This window comes from Pseudomonas sp. FR229a (assembly GCF_030209115.1).
Taxonomy (GTDB): Bacteria; Pseudomonadota; Gammaproteobacteria; order Pseudomonadales; family Pseudomonadaceae; genus Aquipseudomonas; species Aquipseudomonas moraviensis_A.
On sequence record NZ_JARVSP010000001.1, the window covers coordinates 166,568 to 188,569 of the forward strand.

Annotated in this window: 12 protein-coding genes; 7 read left to right on the top strand and 5 right to left on the bottom strand. The window is 59.4% G+C overall.

Annotated features, from left to right (window positions below; all coding sequences use genetic code 11):
* Positions 1 to 76: 76 nt before the first annotated feature.
* Positions 77 to 925 carry a formyltetrahydrofolate deformylase gene (gene purU, locus QRN33_RS00765; protein ID WP_016773477.1) on the bottom strand — a complete coding sequence of 283 codons (849 nt, stop codon included), beginning with the start codon at positions 923 to 925 and terminating at the stop codon, positions 77 to 79.
* Between the two features lie 336 nt (positions 926 to 1,261).
* Here purU and mvaT point away from each other — a divergent pair, with 336 nt between their 5' ends.
* Entirely contained in the window at positions 1,262 to 1,639 is a 378-nt protein-coding gene (gene mvaT / locus QRN33_RS00770) for a histone-like nucleoid-structuring protein MvaT (RefSeq protein ID WP_016773476.1), read from the top strand.
* 97 nt (positions 1,640 to 1,736) lie between these two features.
* Here the strand turns inward: mvaT and sbcB are convergent, their stop codons facing one another.
* Entirely contained in the window at positions 1,737 to 3,167 is a 1,431-nt protein-coding gene (gene sbcB, locus QRN33_RS00775) for an exodeoxyribonuclease I (RefSeq protein WP_285406084.1), read from the bottom strand.
* A gap of 267 nt (positions 3,168 to 3,434) precedes the next feature.
* Here sbcB and QRN33_RS00780 point away from each other — a divergent pair, with 267 nt between their 5' ends.
* The 6 genes from QRN33_RS00780 to QRN33_RS00805 are packed head-to-tail and all read left to right on the top strand — an operon-like array spanning position 3,435 to position 10,136.
* Positions 3,435 to 4,151, top strand: coding sequence for an RDD family protein (locus QRN33_RS00780; RefSeq protein WP_285406087.1), 717 nt, complete (start codon positions 3,435 to 3,437; stop codon positions 4,149 to 4,151).
* Positions 4,148 to 5,125 carry a stage II sporulation protein M gene (locus QRN33_RS00785; RefSeq protein WP_083354343.1) on the top strand — a complete coding sequence of 326 codons (978 nt, stop codon included), beginning with the start codon at positions 4,148 to 4,150 and terminating at the stop codon, positions 5,123 to 5,125. Before QRN33_RS00780 ends, QRN33_RS00785 begins: the two co-directional genes overlap by 4 nt.
* The gene (locus QRN33_RS00790) at positions 5,112 to 6,650 is read left to right on the top strand and encodes a DUF4129 domain-containing protein (protein WP_285406092.1); all 1,539 of its coding nucleotides are present in this window, start codon (positions 5,112 to 5,114) and stop codon (positions 6,648 to 6,650) included. Before QRN33_RS00785 ends, QRN33_RS00790 begins: the two co-directional genes overlap by 14 nt.
* On the top strand, positions 6,647 to 7,810 hold the full coding sequence (locus QRN33_RS00795; RefSeq protein WP_285406095.1) for a DUF4350 domain-containing protein: 1,164 nt from the start codon (positions 6,647 to 6,649) through the stop codon (positions 7,808 to 7,810). The genes QRN33_RS00790 and QRN33_RS00795 overlap by 4 nt, the downstream gene beginning before the upstream one ends.
* The gene (locus tag QRN33_RS00800; RefSeq protein ID WP_042607313.1) at positions 7,807 to 8,808 is read left to right on the top strand and encodes an AAA family ATPase; all 1,002 of its coding nucleotides are present in this window, start codon (positions 7,807 to 7,809) and stop codon (positions 8,806 to 8,808) included. Before QRN33_RS00795 ends, QRN33_RS00800 begins: the two co-directional genes overlap by 4 nt.
* Positions 8,805 to 10,136: a DUF58 domain-containing protein gene (locus tag QRN33_RS00805; protein ID WP_285406100.1), complete on the top strand. Its 1,332-nt coding sequence runs from the start codon at positions 8,805 to 8,807 to the stop codon at positions 10,134 to 10,136. Before QRN33_RS00800 ends, QRN33_RS00805 begins: the two co-directional genes overlap by 4 nt.
* Here QRN33_RS00805 and QRN33_RS00810 read toward each other — a convergent pair whose 3' ends face one another.
* From QRN33_RS00810 to QRN33_RS00820, 3 genes are read right to left on the bottom strand one after another with little or no spacing between them, the layout of a single operon-like run.
* Positions 10,137 to 14,177 carry a hypothetical protein gene (locus QRN33_RS00810; protein ID WP_285406102.1) on the bottom strand — a complete coding sequence of 1,347 codons (4,041 nt, stop codon included), beginning with the start codon at positions 14,175 to 14,177 and terminating at the stop codon, positions 10,137 to 10,139.
* Positions 14,170 to 18,258 (bottom strand): Tc toxin subunit A-related protein, encoded by a 4,089-nt coding sequence (locus QRN33_RS00815; RefSeq protein ID WP_285406105.1) that lies wholly within the window; start codon positions 18,256 to 18,258, stop codon positions 14,170 to 14,172. The genes QRN33_RS00810 and QRN33_RS00815 overlap by 8 nt, the downstream gene beginning before the upstream one ends.
* Positions 18,259 to 18,290: 32 nt before the next feature.
* A complete protein-coding gene (locus tag QRN33_RS00820; RefSeq protein WP_285406107.1) occupies positions 18,291 to 21,944 on the bottom strand; it encodes a Tc toxin subunit A in 3,654 nt (1,217 codons plus the stop codon).
* Positions 21,945 to 22,002: the final 58 nt, after the last annotated feature.

Consider the following 22,002-nt stretch of genomic DNA (forward strand, 5'->3'; position numbering starts at 1 on the left):
TTCCTCGGGCTCAAATGACAAGGGCCTGAGCGATTCAACGCCCAGGCCCTTGGTTTTTCAAGCAGTTCGTGTGCTATCAGAACACGACCGTCTTGTTGCCGTGCACCAGCACACGGTCTTCGAGGTGATAACGCAGGCCGCGGGCCAGCACCATCTTCTCGACATCACGGCCGAAACGCACCATGTCTTCGATGCTGTCGCTGTGGCTGACACGCACCACGTCCTGCTCGATGATCGGGCCGGCGTCCAGCTCTTCGGTCACGTAGTGGCAGGTCGCGCCGATCAGCTTGACGCCGCGCAGGGACGCCTGGTGGTACGGCTTGGCGCCGACAAACGAAGGCAGGAAGCTGTGGTGAATGTTGATCACCTTGTGCGCATATTCGCGGCACATGTCCGGCGGCAGGATCTGCATGTAGCGCGCGAGCACCACCACTTCGGCGTCGTGCTGTTTGACCAGGCGCGACACTTCGTCGAACGCTGGCTGCTTGTCCTGCGGATTGACCGGTACGTGGTAGTAAGGAATGCCGTGCCACTCGACCATGCTGCGCAGGTCGTCGTGGTTGGAAATCACGCAGGAAATTTCGCAGTCCAGCTCATCGCTGTGCCAGCGGTGCAGCAGGTCGGCGAGGCAGTGGGATTCGCGGCTGGCCATCAGCACTACGCGTTTTTTCTGCTCGGTGTCGGTGATGCGCCAGTCCATCGAGAACTCTTCGGCGATCGGCGCGAACTTCTCGCGCAATTCTTCGATACCGAACGGCAGCGAATCGGCACGAATTTCGTGACGCATGAAGAACCAGCCCACTTGATTGTCAGAGTGGTGGCTCGCTTCGGTGATCCAGCCGTTATGAGAGGCCAGAAAATTACTGACTTTGGCAACGATGCCAACGCGGTCCGGGCAAGATATCACCAGCCGAAAAGTGCGCATGAGGGGGAAACTCCAGAACTTCACAAAGGCCGCCATTCTAGCGACTGTGCAGGAAAACTGCAGTACGCATGCGTGCCGGGCGAAACGAAGCCCGGCGAAACGGCTTTCTGACGCAGGTCTTCGTCAAGACCGTGACGCTTTAGCGAGGCGTTTGTCAGACAACTGTAAATATCTGTGCTGACTGCATCACATTATTTAACGGAACATTCAATTGACGGCTAATTCCTGTAACTCATTTAAATAAAAAGCCCATCTAAATGTTTACTTGATGAAACAGCCTGACTATTATTGCGGCACTGTCCCCTGTCATTCAGCATTCTACAAAAGGTAGTACTCATGTCCTTGATCAACGAATATCGCGCCACCGAAGAAGCCATCAAAGAGCTGCAAGCCCGTCTGAAAAACCTGTCCGAAGACGACAAACTGCAAGCCGAACTGGAATTCGAAGGCAAATTGCGCACGCTGATGGGTGAATACTCCAAATCGCTGCGTGACATCATCGCGCTGCTGGACCCGGAAGCCAAATCCAAGGCTCCACGTGGCGGCGCAGTGAAAACTACCGGCACCAAGCGTGCACGCAAAGTTAAACAATACAAAAACCCGCACAACGGTGAAGTCATCGAAACCAAAGGTGGCAACCACAAGACTCTGAAAGAGTGGAAAGCCAAGTGGGGCGGCGACGTGGTTGAAGGCTGGGCTACCCTGCTGGGCTAAGCCGCGACACCTTCGCCGAGCGATCCGCGAACAAAAAAACGCCAGCTTGCGCTGGCGTTTTTTTATGCCGGTAAATTATTACCGGGCATGTTCGATTTCACAGATTCAAACGTTTGCGTAATGCCTGGACATAGTTCTGCCAGTCATTGAGCACCTCTCGCTGCATTGGCGTCGCACTAAGCGACCATTGCTCGGCACTCTCGATAAATGACTGCACGGTATTCGGTGCGCCTGCCTCGGGTTGCGTCAGACGCTGCTGACAAAATAATCTCCAGCGTTCCTGCTCGGCAACATCCAGGGTCTGCGGAAAGTTGCGTGCTCGATATCGAAAAAGTAATTCGGGCAAACGTTCATCATCGAAAGGCCACGGCTCTTGCGCTAGTTGCGCAGGATCCGCCATTCGAACTTGCTCACATAGGCGGCGGTCACGATCGCCGATAAATCCGTCGTACAACTGCTGCTCGGGATCTTCGCTGGGGGTGAAATCTTCGCTGGCATAAATCGCCGCGATTTTATCTTTCCAGACTTGTTGTGCGTCAGTTAGTCGCAGTGCCCGCTCCTGATAAAGCGCCATATCCAGCCCAAGGCGTTGCTGATCTTCTGCACGCAATACCGCCAGCGGCGCTACAACCGGACAACGATTGATGTGAATCAGCTTGAGCGGCACCGGCAACTCACCTTCGGCCAACTCATCGCGGCGGGTATAAAGACGCTGGCGCAGGGCGTGCGCGTCCAGGTCCAGCAGCCCCTGCGGATCGAGATGCAAGTCACAGACGATCAAGGCGTTACGGTTCTTCGGGTGCCAGGCCAGCGGCAGGACCACGCCGACATAACTGCGCACCGCCGAGAAACGTCCGGACACATGCACCATTGGCTGCAACAGGCGGATCTGATCCATGACTTTCTGTTTGCTGCGCAACTGGAACAGCCAGTCGTAGAGTCTGGGTTGTTTCTCGCGAATCAGCCGCGCCAGTGCGATGGTGGCGCGCACGTCCGACAGCGCCTCGTGGGCATGGCCGTGATCGATATTATTGGCCGCCGTGAGGCGTTCGAGCTTGAGGGTCACGCGGCCCTCGTCATCCGTCGGCCAGACCAGACCGTCGGGACGCAATGCGTAAGCGGCGCGCACCACGTCGATCAGATCCCAGCGACTGTTGCCGCCCTGCCATTCCCGGGCATAGGGGTCGAAGAAATTGCGATACAGGCTGTAGCGAGTCATCTCGTCGTCGAAACGCAAGGTGTTGTAGCCGGCGCCACAGGTACCCGGTGCGGCCAGTTGCGCATGCACACGGGTCATGAAATCGGCTTCGCTCAAACCCTTCTCGGCAAGCTGAGCGGGCGTGATTCCGGTGATTGCGCACGCCGCCGGATGCGGCAGGATGTCTTCGCTGGGCTGGCAATACAGATTCACCGGCTCATCGATTTCGTTGAGCGCATGGTCGGTGCGAATCCCGGCCACCTGCAGCGGACGGTCGTTGCGCGGATTGATGCCAGTGGTTTCGTAGTCGTACCAGAAGATTGAAGTCACGGGCGAATCCTGAACAGAAGATCGGCGAAGTCTAGGCGCTCCAGGGTTACCACGGCCAGCCTCGGAGCCCTTGAACAGCAATTTCTCCAGATTCCTACAGCTGAATTGCATTTCCCTTGTGGGAGCGAGCCTGCTCGCGAAAGCTTTCTGTCAGTTGCACATGGGCTGACTGATCCACCGCATTCGCGAGCAGGCTCGCTCCCACACCCGAGAGGCTGCTAGCATCAGCCGCACTTGCATCCCGAACAGGCGAACATCAGGTAGCCCATGCTCGAGCCCACAGCACTGCCAAGGAAAGCACCGCTGGATACGCGCCATCAGGTCGAAACGCCGGAAGGCATCGACCTGCCGTTACGCCCCGCCGGGCTGATGGTGCGCGCCGTGGCGTTTGCCATCGATCTGGGCATTCGTGGCTTGATTCTGGGCGTGCTGTTTATCGCACTGGCATTTCTCGGCAAGCTCGGCATGGGCCTCGGTTCACTGCTGCTGTTTGCCATCAGCTGGTGGTACATGGTGCTGTTCGAGGTGCTGCGCCAAGGCCGCTCGCCGGGCAAGCAATGGGCGGGTTTGCGCGTCGTCCATGACGACGGCACGCCGATCGGCTGGTCGGCCTCACTGCTGCGCAACCTGCTGCGTGTTGTCGACCTGCTGCCCTTCGGCTATTGCCTCGGTGCGATCAGTTGCCTGCAACACCCGACCTTCAAACGCCTCGGCGACATTGCCGCCGGCACACTGGTGGTCTACAGCGAACGCCCGCTCAGTCGCCCGCAATTGCCTGAGGCCGAACCTCGCCGCTGCCCCGTCGCTCTCACGCTCAGCGAGCAACGCGCGGTGCTCGGTTTCGCCGAGCGTCAGGCCGAGCTGTCGCCGGCGCGAGTCAATGAGTTGGCAGCATTGCTGGCGCAGCCGCTGCATATTTCCGCGCCCAGGGCCGTGTCCGAACTCAATGGCATCGCACGCGGACTGCTGGGGCCGACCCCATGAAGCAGAGCCTGTTCGAAACCCGCCACAAAGCCGAATGGGAGCGCTTCGCCCTGGCGCTGGAACGCCTCGAACACGGCAAGGACACCGCACAGGTGAGCGCTTTTCCCAAAGCCTATCGACGTCTCTGCCAACATCTGGCTCTGGCCCAGGAGCGCGGCTACAGCAGTTTTCTGATCGATTCATTGCAGCAGCAGGTGTTGCGCGGCCATCAACAGCTGTATCGGCATCGCAGTCGCCTCGGCGCGCAAATCATCAGTTTCATCCTCGCCGACTTTCCGCGACTGGTGCGCGAAGAGTGGCGCTTCGTTGCGGTTGCCAGCCTGCTGTTCTTTGGCAGTCTGATCGGTTTCGCAGTGCTGGTTTATCTGTTTCCGCAGCTGATCTACAACCTGATCCCCGCCGAACAGGTGCGCGAGATGCAAGGCATGTACGACCCCGTCGCCGGCCACCTCGGACGCTCGGCGGAACGCGCAGCGAGTGAAGACTGGGTGATGTTCGGCTATTACGTGATGCACAACATCGGCATCGCCTTCCAGACCTTCGCCAGCGGTTTGCTGATGGGCGTGGGCAGCGGTTTTTTCCTGCTCTACAACGGCATGATCATCGGCGCGGTGGCCGGACATCTCAGCGAAATCGGCTTCGGCCAGACCTTCTGGTCCTTCGTGATCGGCCACGGCGCATTCGAACTGACCGCCATTGCCCTCGCCGGTGCCGCGGGCCTGAAGCTGGGCTGGGCGCTGATCGCACCGGGACGCCTGACCCGCGGCGAGGCACTGCGCCTGGCCGCGCAAAAAAGCGTGCTGCTGGTATGCGGGGTCATGCTGTTCTTGCTGATTGCAGCCTTCATCGAGGCTTACTGGTCGTCGAAGACCAGTGTCGCACCGCTGACCAAATACGCCGTTGGCGCCGCGCTGTGGCTGGCCGTTGCGGTTTATCTGCTGTTGGCCGGAAGGACCCGCCATGCGCCTGAGTGACGCCAGTGTGGTGATCCGCCCGCGCACGACCTGGGAAGCGATGGACCTGGGCGTGTTGCTGAGCCAGCAGCATCGGCGGTTGTTGATGACCAGTTGGGCGCTCGTCACCCTGCCGCTGTTCGCCCTGCTCAGCGTGCTGCTGTGGGATTCGCCATCGCTGGCGGTGTTTGTGTTCTGGTGGCTGAAACCGGCGTATGAACGCCTGCCGCTGTACATCCTCTCCAAAGCGCTGTTCGGCGAGACGCCGACGCTCAAACAGGCCTTGCGTGAATGGCCGCGCCTGCTCAAGCCGCAACTGCTGGCCACTCTGACCTGGCGCCGGCTGAGCCTGAGTCGCAGCTTTGTGCTGCCGGTGACGCAACTCGAAGGCCTCGATGGCGAGGCCAGACAACAACGCCTGCAGGTGCTGCTGCAACGCAACGGCGGCGCCGCGCAATGGTTGACGATCATCGGCGTGCATCTGGAAACCGCACTGTGGATCGGCCTGATGCTGCTGTTCTACATGTTGCTGCCGCAGCAGATCGAAACCGATTGGGACTGGCAGTCGCTGCTGCTCGCGGCCGATCAGAACTGGCGTTGGCTGGAACACCTGACCAACGCGTTTTATGCGCTGATCCTGGTGGGCTGGGAACCCGTCTATGTTGCCTGCGGTTTCAGCCTGTACCTGAACCGCCGCACGCAACTGGAGGCTTGGGATATCGAGCTGGTCTTCCGTCGCTTGCGCCAGCGCCTGAACAACAGCGTGCTCGGCGTGTTGCTGGCCGCGTGTCTGCTACTGCCGAACCTGCAACCGGTGTGGGCGGCTGATACGCCGGACGCGCCACGACTGCTCAATCAACCGCTGACCAGTCAGGCCTCGCGCGACAGCATCCAGTCATTGCTTGAACAGCCGCCGTTCAAGAACAAGGAAAGCGTCACCCGTTACCGCTTTGGCGAGGATCCGGCGAGCCCGGCGAAAGACGCGCAACCGGGTGAGGCGCCGCAGTGGCTGAAGACCCTGCTCGGCTGGCTCGACGGGCAACGCCTGAACGCCGTGGCCAATGTCATTGAAGTGCTGTTGTGGGGTGCGTTGATCGCCGCGCTGGGCTGGCTGGTCTGGCGGTATCGCGAATTCTTCCGGACCTTTGTCAGTCGTCGCCCGAACCTGCCATCGCGCAGCAAACCACCGGCGCCACCGCAAGTTTTCGGCCTCGATCTGAACCGTGAAACCTTGCCTGACGACATCGCCGCCAGCGCCGAACAATTGTGGCTCAGCGAACCTCGCGCCGCGCTGGGCCTGCTCTATCGCGGGCTGCTCAGCCATCTGCTGCACGATTTCGACCTGACGCTGAAAGCCGCCGACACCGAGAGCCAGATCCTCGAACGCATCGAGCAATTGCAACGCCCCGACCTGCTCGCCTACAGCCGCAACCTTACCGGCCACTGGCAGAACATGGCCTACGGGCACCGGGTTCCACCGGCACATTTGCAAGCGGAGCTGTGCAACGGCTGGCGTGCATTGTTTGCCAAAGGTGCTGCGCATTGAACCGGCGCATCGGCTGGTCGATCGGTGCGCTGGCGCTTTTGCTGCTCGGCGGCTTGAGCCTTTTTCTGTTTCTCAAAGCCCGGCCGTATCAGGAAGTTATCGATCATGGCCCCTCGCCCACCGCGCAAGCCAACCCGTATCTGGCCGCAGAAATGTTCCTGCGCGAACGTGGCCTCGCGGTCAGTCACGCCGAGACCCTGGCGGTGCTGCCGCAGATCGATCCGCACAACCACACCCTGCTTTTGTTCGGTGAACGCGCGCCGATGATGCCGCGTGAAGTCGATCAGGTGCTGAACTGGACGCGCGCCGGCGGGCGTCTGGTGTTTGTCGCCGAGTCGCTGTGGGATGCGCAAACCCGGCAAAGCGACGATCTGCTGCTCGACCGCGTGCAACTGCACCAATCGCTGAGCAAAGACTTGAAAGATCCTCCGGCAGAAGTGGAAAAGGATCGATTCCCGAAACTGACCAAGCTGTATCTGGAAGACGAAGACGCGCCGGCCTACGCCGGTTTCGACACCGACTTCCACCTCGATGACCCGAACAACGTTGCACAGGCCTGGGCCAACAGCGCCAAAGCCACGCACATGATGCAACGGGTATACGGCCTCGGCACGGTCACCGTGGTCACCGATGCCGAGCTGTGGAAAACCCCGGCCATCGGCCAATACGACAACGCCTGGCTACTCTGGTACCTGAGCGCCGACACCGACGTCACGCTGATTTACAACACCGCACACGATGGTCTGTGGACGTTGCTCTGGCGCTACTTCCCGCAGGCTATCGTCGCCCTGCTCGGCTTGATCGGTCTGTGGTTGTGGCAGGCGAGCGTGCGCCACGGGCCGGTGCAAATGCCGGCGCCAGCGGGTCGCCGTCAACTGCTGGAGCATCTGCGCGCCAGCGCCGATTTCCTGCTGCGCCACAACGGCCAGCAAGCGCTGTTGCAAGCGCTGCAGCAAGACGTCCTGCGTCGTGCCCGTCGCCGCCATCCCGGTTTCGATCAATTGAATGTGGCCGAACAATGGCTGGCGTTATCGCGCCTGACCCGGCAACCCACCCGCGCCATCAGCCAGGCCCTGAGCCCACGACCGAAGCAGCGTTTGTCCAGCGCCGAATTCAGCCGTCAGGTCGCTCATCTGCAAACCTTGAGGAACGCGTTATGACTGAACAGATCGAGCCCGGCAGCGCGACTCACGCCGCCCAGCAACGCCAGCGTGCCAGCCAGTTGGCGCAAGCGGTGCGCAACGAATTGAACAAGGCGCTGATCGGCCAGGAGGCAGTGGTCGACGACGTGCTGACCGCGCTGATTGCCGGCGGGCACGTGTTGCTCGAAGGCGTCCCCGGTCTGGGCAAGACCTTGCTGGTGCGGGCGCTGGCGCGTTGCTTCGGCGGCGAGTTTGCGCGCATTCAATTCACCCCCGACCTGATGCCCAGCGACGTCACCGGCCATGCCGTGTATGACTTGCAGACCGAGCAGTTCAAGCTGCGCAAAGGCCCGTTGTTCACCAACCTGCTGCTGGCCGATGAGATCAATCGCGCTCCGGCGAAAACCCAGGCGGCCTTGCTCGAAGCCATGCAGGAACGCCAGGTGACACTTGAAGGTCGCGCCCTGCCCATCGCGCAACCGTTCATGGTCCTGGCCACGCAGAACCCGATCGAACAGGAAGGCACCTATCCGCTGCCGGAGGCCGAACTCGACCGGTTCATGCTCAAGGTGCGCATGGATTACCCCGATGCCGATCAGGAACTGAACATGGTCCGTCAGGTGTGTCGTTCGACCCGCGCCGACATGCTCGACGTGCAACCACTGCGCACCGTGTTGCAGGCCAAGGATGTGCAAGCCCTGCAACGGATTGCCAGTGATTTGCCGCTGGACGATCAGGTTCTCGATTACGCCGTGCGCCTGGCGCGCAGTACGCGAACCTGGCCGGGGTTGACCCTTGGTGCCGGGCCGCGCGCCTCGATCGCCCTGGTGCGTTGCGCTCGCGCCCGGGCGCTGTTGCGCGGCGGCGAATTCGTAATTCCCGATGACATCAAAGGCTGCGCGCTGGCCGTGCTGCGCCATCGCGTGCGCATCGCGCCGGAACTGGATATCGAAGGTCTGCAGGTCGATCAGGTGCTCGCGCAATTGCTCGATCAAGTGCCGGCGCCGCGCCTGTGAAACCCTCGCGGCTGCTGCTGAGCTGGCTCGCCCTGCTGCTGGTCGTCAGTCTTGTGCTCGGCGTCTTTCAGGCACTCGGCAGGGAGCTCCCGTCGAGCCTGATTGCGATCAACTGGGGTTTGCTCCTGGCTCTGTTGGCGTTGGCAGTTATTGACGCACTGCGCCTCAAACACCTGCCCTCGCCACGCATCAAGCGGCAGATGCCCGGCAGCCTGGCACTGGGGCGCTGGGCAGAGGTGCAACTGGACATTGCGCATGACTTCGCCGAGGCGCTGAACGTCAATCTTTTCGACCACGTTCCCGACGGCCTCGCGTTTGAACATCTGCCATGGACCGTCGAGCTTCAACCCGGCCATTCGAGCCAGATCCGCTACCGTCTGCGCCCGGCCAGACGCGGGCATTTCCGCTTTGAACAGTGCGAAGTCAACCTGCCGAGCCCGTTCGGATTATGGTCGGGAAAACGCCTGATCGAGGTCGCCGATCAGACCCGCGTCTATCCCGATTTCGCCCGGCTCTACGGCGCAGAGTTACGCGCCGTCGACAACTGGCTCAGCCAGCTTGGCGTACGCCAGCGGCAACGTCGCGGTCAGGGTCAGGAGTTCCATCAGTTGCGCGATTTTCGTGAGGGCGACAGCCTGCGCCAGATCGACTGGAAAGCCACCGCGCGCCAGCGCACGCCGATTGCCCGCGAGTATCAGGACGAGCGCGACCAGCAAATCATCTTTCTCCTCGATTGCGGCCGACGCATGCGTAGCCAGGACGATGAACTGTCGCACTTCGACCACGCGCTCAATGCCTGCCTCTTGCTCAGTTATGTGGCGTTGCGTCAGGGCGATGCGGTGGGATTGAGTACGTTTGCCGATGATCGACCGCGCCATGTCGTGCCAGTCAAAGGCAGCGGGCAACTGAACGTGCTGCTCAACGCGGTTTACGACCTCGACAGCACGCAGCGTCCGGCTGATTATCAGGCCGCCGTCAACCAACTGCTGACGCGCCAGAAGCGCCGGGCACTGGTGGTCATGGTGACCAACCTGCGCGATGAAGACGATGAGGAGCTGCTGAGCGCGATCAGGCGTCTGAGCGCACATCATCGGGTAATGGTCGCCAGTCTGCGCGAAGAAGCGCTGGATACATTACGCCAGTCACCGGTGCAAACGCTGCCAGAGGCGTTGGCATATTGCGGCACGGTGAACTACCTGAATGAGCGTGCAGAACGCCATGAGCGATTGAGTGCTCATGGCGTTGCCGTGATGGATGTTCGGCCCGCAGCGTTCGGCGCCGAGCTGGTGACGCAGTATCTGAGCTGGAAAAGTAGTGGGGCGCTTTGATCACTCCAGAATCGGCACATACACCGATCCACTTTCGGAGGTGCCGTCAGCATTTTCCACTTCAACCTCAAGGGAAACGATTTCCGACGCGGACATCACTTTCCAGCCAGTCTTGAATTCACCCTTGCTGTCTGTAATGGAATCAATGAAAGGCTTGCCGTTGACGCGGACCCGAATTTTTCTTTGAGGCAGCGGTTCTGCCGACGTTTTGTCCACGATCAATGCAGTCATCGATACATAGGCGCCCACATAGGCAGGATTCGGCGTCGCAACAACAGACGCCACAACAGCTGGACGCTCAGTGACAATCAGTGGCAGCGATTTCATATCCCATCCCGCCACGCCCCCCTTCACCGCCGCCCACACATGCCCCTCCCCCGGAACCCCCAGCGACAAGCGAAGCTTTGCGTGCCCTTGAGCGTTGGTACGGGTTGACGGCAAGAATTCATCCGCGTAATTCCACATGACCTCAACGTCACTCTGCGGCTGACCATCGAGTGCCGACACGACGCTGGCCTGAAGCTCTACCGGTTCACCCGGATAGCCAGCGGACTGGATAAGGACGAGTTCGTTGATTTCAAGCGGCGCATTGAGCGTGAATCGATAATGGATGGAGCGTGCGCTCGCGCCTGCTCCCACGGTCGCAGTCAACTCGTTCAATCCAGGGCAGGCAGGGATAAAGCCTATTTTCGCCCTTCCGTAAAAGTCCGAGACACTCATCAATTCATTGATCCCGGCCCCGAGCCATTTTACCGTTATGCCTGGCATCGCTTTGCCGCTGATCGATGACTGCAATCTGACTTGCCACTCAAGTGTCTCTCCCCAATCAAGCACTCTGTCCGCAACGGTATGTTCGGCAAACTCTACGACCCGCGAACCTGAACCCTGCGACATCGCATTGGCCGGCGAAAGCCGTGCCAGCCGTTCGGCGCAGAGCCGCAAGGCAAAACTGCCGTCCGTGAAATCTCCCGCGCGCAACCCGAACCTCGCCATTCCATTCGTGACGACCTGCGCCATGCCCAGCTCTGGCTCATAGCTATTGCCCAGTACCGCGGGCGCCGTGCCGGTGTGCCCCATACGTACGGTCTGCCCGTTAAATTCTTCCGGGAAAAACGCCACGATACTGTGCCGACCGTTGCGACGCGGGAATCCGGTGGTGACACCCCAGACCTGACTGGTCTGACCATCGAAACTGACCTTGACTCGCGGCCAGAGATCTTCTGCCAATGTTTTGAAGGTGGCGTTTCTCTGCTCCGAGGTATTGTCGAAGAGACTGAGCAAAGTCGCCTGCACCGTATGCATGTCGGTGCTCACGGGAAGCACGGCGAAGCCGGAGTTACCACTGCTGTCCGTGTTGACCACTACGGGGTCTGCGCCTGCGTACCATGTGACCGGCACATCGGCAACTGCCTCCCCGGTAAATCGTGATACCACATTAGCCCACGTCCAGGCCCGATCAAGATCCACTACCGGATCCACCGGTGATTCCAGTATGGAATTGAAACTCAAGGCGTTATGTCCCAGATCCATGGGTGTGACGGGGGCGAGGAATGCCAATTGAGGCAGGTTCACAGCGAGCGCAAAGTCACCCGCTTTTGTGCTGCTGCTGAAGTCGAGTTGCCAGAAAGCACCCTCGGCACCCAGCGGTTGAGATTGCGCCAGGGGCGGACGCACGCCCGCGTTCAATTCTTCGGCAGGCGTTCCCGACCACTCCAGCGCTGTTGACAGACCCACCAGCGGGCTCAGCTCATTGAGCCAGACGGTGAACTGATGATCCGCACCGAGGCAGGGATATAGCGTCTGCCCATCGAGTGCTGCCGTTACGCGGTCCAGCCTGACGCCAAGCTCCCGGGTCAGGTCTGCATTGACGAATCGCCCGCACAACTCGCGATCATCTGCAACAGCATCAGCGCGCAGACGCAACTCAAAGGGTCTGCTCAGGCTTTCGGCGGCGCTGGAGGACAGGTTCCATGTCAATCCATCAGCCCCCAGCGGGAAAAAAATGCCCGGGTCAGCCGGGTTCAGACCGATCAGCGGATCGCCCTCTCGCCAATCCAGACTGATGCGTTTGTTGTCGACCCATGGACTGCCTTCAACAGGGGTGACCTTCAGCACATGTGTCTGTCCATGCCGGCACACCAGGCCGATGGTTTGCAGATCCACTGCTTCGTCATCCAGAGTGACCTGCACATGCGCCTTCCAGACATTGGTCGCGATCGCCTTCACGACGAATTCCATCTCGCTCGGCTCGGCATCTTCATGAGCCTTGATGGTGGCAGTCACACGATGGTCTCCCGCAGCGCCAGGCTGATGGCTATGACTGGCCCAGCCACCGGTGCCTGTCAGGGTCTTCGTCACGCTCCCACCCGGCTCCGTCCAGAACACCAGTGCTCCCTCGACCGGGCCACCGGTTGCCGATGCCGTCTTGTGCAGCACCTGCACCCACATTCGTGCGCTGTCGTTTTCATCCACCACACAAATCCTGTCAGGCCCTCGCACCTCACCAGGTTCAACGACATTGCGCGCCAGCAACATGGGTTTGGCAGGCGAACTTTCCAACAGATGCGCAGAGGTCAACCGCAGAGAAAACTGGCCATCGTCTCTGTCCTCGTTATCAAGTCGATACTCAAGCAGTCCACCCGAACCTATACGAGCGGCTGTTTCAAGCGGTGGCGTGACAGTAACTCCCAGCTTCTCGGCAGGGTCGCCACTCCAGCGCAATGTCACGTCTGTGTCCCACAGTTCCTCGGGGAAGCGGATTTGCAAACGATAGGTCGTTCCGCGATTGGGATAGCCTTTCTGATCCCACGGCCGCTCGTCTCCCTCTCCAATGATCGTGCGGATATCTTGCAACGGGTCGGTCGCCAGCACCTTGACTTCAAAGGCCTGACTCACTGCGCCGCTGGCGTAGTAGAGACTTTCGACCGACGCTTGGATCTGCACATCGCCGGCCGCGCTCGGTTGTTGTTCAAACCAGGCCCAGCCCTCACGATCGGTCGGCGTCGTGGTTTTTACGTCCGTGCCGTCTACCGTCCAGGTGACTGTTATGCCCTCCAGCGCCTTGTCGGTGTAATACGAACCGACGCAGACGCCAACCCTGATGGATTGGCCATACTCCATTACCACGTAATGCGCCGCCTCTTTCAGTTGAATGAACTTGAGGCGGTGGTCACCCAGTGAGACCGGAATATCCAGCACGGGGGAGTTGAACTCGTTCGCTAACTGCAGAGTGAAAAGATAGGGAGGGTCGCCGTCAAGTTCCGGGCAAACGAGACTCCAGTTATCATCCAGCGGTTTATCCCTGCCCCAGTCCGGATCGGCGACAATTGCGCCCTGTGGGTTGTTCCTGATGTTCAAGGACGCCCGAGTACCCTGCCAGGCATCATCCTGCGCATGGATGCATTTGAAGCGGTGCGCAGTCGAACCCAGCGCGCCCAGACAAAGAGGCAAGACGCGCGCCAGTGGCAATTGTTCTGCGTCCAGTTGCAACGTCAACACATGCGCGGCCGGCAAATGCAACTGCAGGTTGATCCGGGTGATACGCAACGAGGAGAAGTAGTCGCCCTCTTTGTTGAGCGGACTGATGGCGTGGACTTTCAGAAGCTGTGTATCCAACAGCGGCAGTGTCACATCCACTTCGTACGTGTGTGGCCGGAACAGCCGAGGCAGACCATCGCGCTGGCGCTGGAGGTCGGCATTGCGGTCACGAAGTGCGCCCACGCGCAGGGGAATTTTCTGCGTATCGGGCAGCCCGGCCACACTGAGCTCCAGCAGCCCCTCCTCATCGTGGTCCATTTCACAAAGAAAGCTGATGACATACCTGACGTCGTTGCTGGCACTTTTGAATAAGGTAATTTCCTGATACGCGGAAGACCCGTCGAGAGCGGACAGGATATTCAGGCGCTCACCACTTTCCAATTGCTCGGCCTTGGTCACGACATAAGCCGGGTTGACCGGCCCTCTTTTCCACTCTCGCAGGCTCTGAGAGAAGTCGCCGTTGAGGATCAGATTGCGCTCGGCTTGAATCCCTGGGTTACGCATGATGACGGCTCCGTTCGGCATTGCGCTGCAAAGCATCCGCTTTGGCTTCTGTCACCAGGTTTTCCACTGCCAGTACGAAGGTCGGCTCACCGGGCCTGGCCGAATAGCGGATAGTGATAATGAGGTCGGTAATGGATGCAAGCACGGCAGATTGAGCCGGCTCGCCCCACCACGGAAAATGGATTTCCCAACAGGAAACGGCCCCCGAGCACTCAAAGGCGCGAAGCAGCCCCGTATCCTGGTCTTCCATGACGCGCCCATCATCGGCAACGCCTTGGGAAATGCCGATTTGCTGCCCCGAGCGCGTGTTGAACACCACATCGGCAGGTGCTGCCTTGCTCTCGGGGTTATGCAGATATTCCACCGCCTGTGGCACTGGCCGGACGACGGTACGACTGCCAGTCTGGGTCAGCGTGGCCCTGAGGTTTTCGTAGGGTCCGAGCAATGCCGGGCAGTCAAATTCAACCGAGCGGATCAACCGGCAGTATTCACCGGGATGGTCGCGATTGAAGTTCAACTCACTCACGCAAAAAGCGAGGCGTCCGTGAGTCTGCAGGTTTCCAAGCGCCGTCGCCCAGTCGGGGGCGTCAGGCTGCGGCTCGACGTTATCAGCGAAAAGCTGGCGCAAGGAAACGGTCTTGACCCGCTCGATACGTCGCTCGAAGCTTTGCAGGTGATCGCGCTGCTCGCGCATCAGAAAGCCCGCCAACTGCTGGCCAGCCAACAAACCGTGATGTTTATCGGACCATGCCTGGGCCAGAATCGACGGTGAATCGTAATCACCGGTTTGTGCAATGCGCGATGCCTGAGCACTGACGCATAGACTGTAAGTTGCGTCATAAGCCTGGTAGTACAACGCCTTGAGTTGTGCCAGCAGCCAATCGTAAAGCTGACTGTGGGTGGTGCGTTTTTGCAGAAAGTCGTACACGGCCATGGACTGAAGATTGGTTTGCAAGACCAATTGCAGACTGGCCCGGGCCGCATCCACAGCAATCACCTGCGCATTGATCTGCTCATCCAGCGCCTGCAATTCGGCGAGTGCCAGGTTGCGTTGCAAACCCCACTCGCGGCGACGCAGACGATAGCCTTCAGTCACCGCTCTTTTTTCCGCGTCGGCCTGCTTGCCCAGTGAGGCAATCTGCAAGCCCTGTGCGATGGCATGCAAAACACCTTCTGGAAAGGCATTGCCGTTGGCCATACCAAAAACTTTGGGAATGACCGAAATACCCCCCGCCGCAGACTGAACGGCGACCGAGCCCTGATTGAGTTCCTTGGCAGCGTGAAGGTCATCCATGACCTTGTATTCCTCTGCCGTGACGTTTTCGTCAAACCACGCGGCGTACTCATCGGCGCGTTGCTTGACGGCGGCGTGACTTTGGCGCAAGGCCGTCAGCGTCACGTCCATCTGAGCGAGGGATTTTTCCTGAATGGTTTTCGTCCATTCGGCTTGTTCCAGCAAATGCCTTTGTTGCAACTCAATCTGTTGCGCTGTGTCGCGCTGTTCCATGAAGCGCAGCAGTTCACTGCCGAGGTTTTGCAGCTCCTGTGCAGACCGCAGGGCAAATTCGCTGGTGACTCGCCAGCCGTAGCCGTTCAGGACTGGCCGCCCCCCCATTCGCCGTGGCCCGGCGTTGTTTCCTGCCGCCAGATCACGTAACAGTTGCGCAGGATCACCCGGCGGTTCATACAGCGGCAATTCGAGCGGTTTGCCATCAATGGTCAACCAATGGCGCAAGTTGTAGAGGCGCTGCCGAGGCAGTTGGATCAGCGCCAGCAAGCGATCATTGGTCGGCAGTTTGAACGGTGGTGTCGCCAGCAGCCCCATCGCGGGTGCGAAATCAGCCGCGGGCGGTACGTCGGCAAGGGAGTACACATGCGTTCTCTCGAACGCTTCCAGCGTAGGACGCGCGCCGCTCTGGTCAATCAGCGCTCCGAGCGTCTGCGTCTGCCAATCGGTCACCGAGCGCGCCGTAGGCGGGTCGCCCATCAAGTCCTGCGCCTGCTGATAACACTCCTTGGCCAGCACCAGACTGTCCCGCGTCTGCTGGCGGTAATACCAGTCCCCCTCCTCGACCAGATTCTTGACGAACTCCATGAAGGTCAGGATCTGAAAATGCTGTGGCGCCGCATAACTGATGGCGTACGGATCATCTTCTACCAGACACTCAGGGCCGGCATTGCCGGGACTCACCAAGGGCCGGCAACGCCAGTAGTCCGGCTTGTCGCTTGGCTGCGGGGGATTGGAAACCTGCGCGGTCGCTTGCGGATCGAACACCCTGCGCCACCAGGCTTCAGCCTCGCGATAACGATTTTCGTCGCGAAAGCGGATACCCACCAGATGAATCACATGGTAGTAGAACTCCCAGAAGTACAGGCCATTGGCACTATTGAAGGCACCGTTGGGCTCATTGACCGGCCCGGCTTCCGAGGTCGGCTCATCGAAAAACTGCGCCTCCCAGGCGTACACCGCATCTACAGAAAAATTGGCGAGGCCGACCAACCGCGGACCGAACAGCGAATTGAGGCGTACCCGTGCCAGGGTTCCAGGCTTGTTGAAGGCCAGAAACTGCGCCGCGTCATGCCGATTCTTTTCCAGTACCGCGGGATCGAAACCCACGATGCCGGTCATTGTCAGCACGAACTGTTTCCGGCCATAGGTTGCAGAGGCAGTAGTCGCGCCGAAAGTGAAGGTGATCGGGCTGATGAAGCCGCCTGAACCACGCGTGTAGGTAAGCCAGTCGGTGGCCCATCCACCGTCTGTCGAATACGTTCCACTGGTTTCCTTCGGATCCCCGCCCGAGGGTTCGCTGGCCAGCGTCAAATCGAAACCAACATTTGCCACAACCCCGGTGCCATTTGGCCTGCAAATGCCCCTGACGGCCAGGATGTCTCCCGTGGAGTGAGTCAGCACAAAAGCATCCAGTTCGTAGAAGTCAGTCAGCGTCCCGGACGTCGGGATCGTCGTAACCATTTTTGGCCGCATCTGTTCAGTCAGCGAATGCTGGACAGTGAGCACACTGTCGAAACGTTGCGCGAGTTTTTCCAGCCAGCCGCCCTCATACGCAGGGAGTGGCCGAAACAACACATCGCGCATTACCGGCGTCTGCGCTTCATGACCTTTGAAAAACAAGACGCCGAGAAAGCCATTGGGATGACTTTCGGTAACACGGATCGTGGCAATCAAGCGGCTATCGGCTGGCGGAGGCGTGTCGAGATCTCCAATGCTTTGCAGATTTGTTGCCGGCGACCACTCTCCGTTCTGCGATCTGAAGGCTATGTTGATGCTCACCTTGTAGGGAACATAGCCGTCCTTGTCTTTCTCCCCGAGTTTGTCTGAAAGCTCGGCCCAGACCAGACACGGCCTGCCGTTCCAGAACACCGGGCGCACATCCAGCACGGTTCCGGTCACCCCGACATCGATCATGTCCCACTCGTACCACGCCGCCGGATTGACGCTGGTACAGGTCGGCGTCAGTTCAATCTGCGCTTCGCGCCAAAAGTATCGGTAAGGCGCCACCCGTTCTCGGCCGACAATGAAATAGCGCCCATCCACAGCCGTGGTGCCATGCAGAAAAGCACTGACGACTTCCAGGTTGCAGATTTCTTCAAAAGACTTCAGATAGGCACGCAAAGCGATCAGTACCGAATCGGTGCTTAACCGTGTCTGGTTCAGATCGGTCATCAACGTCAGGAACAAGCGAGTCATGCGAGACCGCGCGAACGGCGTCATGTAGTTTTCCGGGTAAATGAGGAGCAACATCAACGCCGACCAGTCCGAATAGTTTCTGTACAACTCCCAGCGTTTCAGATCCTCTTCAGGGAACTCTGTCTTCGAATACCCCGGCTCAAGCTTGCGGTAGGCAGCATTGATGAATTTCTGCGCGCAACTGATCGCCTCGGCACCCAGTGCACTGGGCACTTTTTGCGTGTCGAGCGAGTCCAGACGCAACAATTCATTCAGATGGTCAGCGTTCTTTATGATGCTGAACCGGCCATCGCTCTCGCCGAAGTGGCCCAGGCAATACTCCGTCAGTGCAGTGCGACGTTGTTCCAGCAAATCGTTGATGATGCTTTGGCTCATGATCTTCACCTTCTGGCGGGGCTGCGCGAACGTCATGCTTCATTCGGAAGGGGGGGAGGCGCGAATTCAATCGGTGCAAAGTCCACTGCGTTTTTGCTGTTCTCCGAGAACACGGTGCAAATGAATGTGCCTCCCGTCGGACTTGAGATAACCGCTCGGGCAACGCCTTGCTGAGTGGTCTGGCCCTGTTGAGGCCGAATCACCGCCTCAACCGCCAGTAAAGACGCGTCATCAACAGCTGTGGCGGACCAACGCACCCCGCGGTTTTTGCCCAGATTGTCGAAGCGATCCATGAGCACGGCCGATAACTCGACCGCTTGCCCCGCTGGCACAACGTTGGTGGGCACTCTGGACATGAAAGGCGCGGGGAAATCCAGTTGCAGCTCGTCGTCGGTCACCTGGATGAGCGGCCCCTCCTGCGGCGCGATCAAGGGCACCCAGAACAGCGGACGCTCAGCGCCCATGACCTTCCCTGGCGTGTAGGTTGCCGTGGCGATACCCGTTTGTGGCTGGGTGTTGCCGATAACCAGCGTGCCAAGACTGGCCTGTCCGCGAATGGACACACCGCTGAGCGCCGTGCCGTCCTGATCTGTCAGCCTGATGGTGAAAATGATCTTGCCCTCACTTCCGGCAATCACCTCGAAGTTATCCGGCACAATCTGCATGTTGATGAGCGGAGCCCGCAGCTCGGCGGATGGGCGAACCGCTGCGGCCGTTTCCCACAGACTCAACGAGGCATGCTCGGCAGCGTCTTTGTAAACCGGCTTGTCGACGGTTTCAGGCAGCGTCCCCAGCAGAAAAATGGTCAGCGCATCCATCTGGGTATGGGTGGCCAGTTCGCGTACCCGAACCAACAGATCCAGTTGCTGGAGATTTTTCAAGAGCCTGTATTGCGGGTCGATTCGCCCGATGCATTCGTGCACTTCCTGCTCGCTCCAGTCGAAAAACCGTGCCAGCCAGACCTCCGATGCCTGCTGTGCAAGGCGCAGCGCGTCGGTGGACAAATCCTTCGGATCTCCCCATTCATGGATCTGCCTCAAGTACTCAAGCAACTCGGTATGAGGCTGCTTGCTGATCTCGAAGGCATGAGTCAGAACCGTCAGGTAGTACAGGGTTGCGACGCTGAAGACTTCAGGGTCGTTCTGCTGCCACCAATCGTTGAGTCCGTAATCGAGCAGGGCATCAAGGGTTTCGAGGCTTATGTCGAGTTCAGCCACGACGGCGCTGAGCCGACGAATGTCAGCCAGCAGAAAAAACAGCGGATCAAGAGGTTCCTCGCGCAGGGTGTGTGACAGCTCCCAGTCCTCACCCATTTGCTCGACGATTCTGACCAATAGCTCATAAACGCTCGAATTCGCCCAGGTCAAAACCTTCAGCGTCCTCTCTGCATCCAGCCCGGTATAAACGGCCAGACATTCACGCGCGACTGACAGCTGAGCAGCACGCGCCTGCAGCAGAACCGCGAGCATGATTTCGACGATGGGCGCACGCACACTGATGTCATCTTCAATCAGCCCCTCCCTGACCGCCTTGTCGAGCTCCTCTCTGGCGAAAACAACATATTGGTCTTCCGTACCCTCGCGGGATTTCACCAGCCCCAGCGGGTCAGTCAGCGAAGAAAGCAGATCTTTCCAGTTATGGCCCACCACCAGCGGCGGCACACCGGCGGTCACAAAACCGGTATGCGTCAATAATGCCTCGCCCAGCAAATTGCGGACCTGCTCGAACAAGCGCAGTTCCGGCTCGGCCGCCACATTGGACACCTGAGGAACCGCCACCTGTTGCAGCATCCACAGCACCGGCAAATCGCGCGTTCGACACCAGTAGCGGCATGCAACCAGTGCCGAAATGAGGTTCAACACATCGGGAACAGTGTCGCCGGCCGTGGGTTCTCCCGTGATCACCGGAATGCCCGCCAGTCCGTCAGCCCATGCCTCCCCGCCAAGCACCATGAGCATCAACAGCCCCTCGACCGGCGTCATGCCCAACAAGCGGGGCAGTTTCACCAGTCGGTAAAACGCCGACAGAATCTCCGGGCTGCGCTTGAGCATCCCGGTTCGGCCATGGGCACGGGCAATCGCCAGCGCCAGATACTGGTAGGTCTGCAAGTCGATTTCCAGTGCGCTGCAGATTCGGCTGATGGTGAGTTCGGGCACACCCTGCGCCGGTAGCAAGGGAAACTCACCGTTATCCAGGAGCAATGGATCGCGGTAGTGTCTCTGGACATTATTGAATATCTGATCAAATTGAGACGCTAGCTGCCCGCGGCCATAGATCGCGAATTTGTCGATAAACACCGCGAACTCCGCAGCCGTGCACTCGAAGCCTTCACGCAAGGTCTGGAACACCCCCAGCGCATGCACGGTATGGTCGGTAACCCAGATGGCGGGTTTTACAGGTTTTTCAGGGGAGTCCGGGATGCCAGCCCACTCGGCGTTGAAAGCGGCCACCAGCAGCGAATCGACCTCTTCGGGAGGCAGCCTCAGCCATAAATCCAGGCGTCGCTTGCGGTTCATCCGGTCGTATCGCCTCGGGTTGAGGGGGGATTCGCTCAACCGGTGCTGAAATCTTTCGTAATTGACACTCACGGCGGGTGATTCGCCGCCGTTGATAAAAACCGAACCGGAACGCTCGCTTTCCTCGCTGTCGGCAGGCGCATAGATACTCACGTTATCCGATCGTGTTGGTGCGTAACGGCGAATGGACAGAAACGCTTCCACGCCATCGGCATCCAGTTTGGTGCGCTTGGCGAAAAACTCCACTTGATTGAGGTTCTGCCAGTCCACCCCGGTGGCGCCGTAATTCTTCAGATAGAATGCGTTTCTGGAGTCGGCGTCGTCGGGAACGGGCCTCTCGGTCAACAAGTCTCGCTGAAACGGCCCCAGCCGCGACGCATGCGCCAGCGCACGACCGGCGTCGTCATCCCAGGCATCCGGGAGAAGAAAGTTGGGATATTCGATATCTGTCCAGCGGGCGAAATGCCCTACCGAAAGACCGCGATCAGCGACCAGCGCATTGATGGTTGCCCAATGCTTGTAGTACGGCAAACCATTCGGATAGCGCCGCAGGATCATGGCGTCTTCCAGCTCCGCTTCAGTTTTGCCGATAAACCTTTCCAGTACCTTGAGCGTGATCTCCACTGCTGAAACGGTCTGGTGCATCGCGTTGTGGTCGATGAGCAGCTCGCTGATATCGGCCCGACGCGTGTGGATCGGAATCATGCCGGTTACCGCATCGGAATCACCATAGTCCTCGATATTGTCCCTGACCCACTTCCACACCTCTACCAGATAAGCGACAACCCCTGTGGCATCTTCGAGCGCGCCAACCGGTGCGAACTGGTCAAATGCCGGGCGGAACAGGAGTTCGAAACTGGGCCCGGTATTGAACCCACCCGCCTCGTACGGTGCCGGTGTCGTCTCGCCGGCCAATGACTGCTCGATGAACTGCCGTCGCAGGTAAACCGCCAGCCCATTCAACCGACGCAGTAACTTTCTGGCGTCCTCGACATTGATGTCGAAGTCTTTCGCCAGGCCCTCGGCGCCCTTCTCCACCAAGGGAAAAATCGACTCACCACGCTCCAGCCAGGATCTCAGACCGGCGAACTTCTCCAGGCTCTGCTGCTCGCCAAAGACCTGCTCGAACAACTCCAGGGTGGGTTTTTTCGCCGTACTTTTACTGGCCATGGTGTCAGTCCTTGAACAGTTGATGTGCGCTGGCGGGAAACCTGGCCGGCATCAGTTG

Bases quoted from the DNA above. Each gene is read 5' to 3' on its own strand.
- QRN33_RS00815 (WP_285406105.1), bottom strand. From the start codon at position 18,258: ATGAGCCAAAGCATCATCAACGATTTGCTGGAACAACGTCGCACTGCA.
- QRN33_RS00800 (WP_042607313.1), top strand. From the start codon at position 7,807: ATGACTGAACAGATCGAGCCCGGCAGCGCGACTCACGCCGCCCAGCAA.
- mvaT (WP_016773476.1), top strand. From the start codon at position 1,262: ATGTCCTTGATCAACGAATATCGCGCCACCGAAGAAGCCATCAAAGAG.
- QRN33_RS00780 (WP_285406087.1), top strand. From the start codon at position 3,435: ATGCTCGAGCCCACAGCACTGCCAAGGAAAGCACCGCTGGATACGCGC.
- QRN33_RS00820 (WP_285406107.1), bottom strand. From the start codon at position 21,944: ATGGCCAGTAAAAGTACGGCGAAAAAACCCACCCTGGAGTTGTTCGAG.
- QRN33_RS00810 (WP_285406102.1), bottom strand. From the start codon at position 14,177: ATGCGTAACCCAGGGATTCAAGCCGAGCGCAATCTGATCCTCAACGGC.
- purU (WP_016773477.1), bottom strand. From the start codon at position 925: ATGCGCACTTTTCGGCTGGTGATATCTTGCCCGGACCGCGTTGGCATC.
- QRN33_RS00785 (WP_083354343.1), top strand. From the start codon at position 4,148: ATGAAGCAGAGCCTGTTCGAAACCCGCCACAAAGCCGAATGGGAGCGC.
- QRN33_RS00790 (WP_285406092.1), top strand. From the start codon at position 5,112: ATGCGCCTGAGTGACGCCAGTGTGGTGATCCGCCCGCGCACGACCTGG.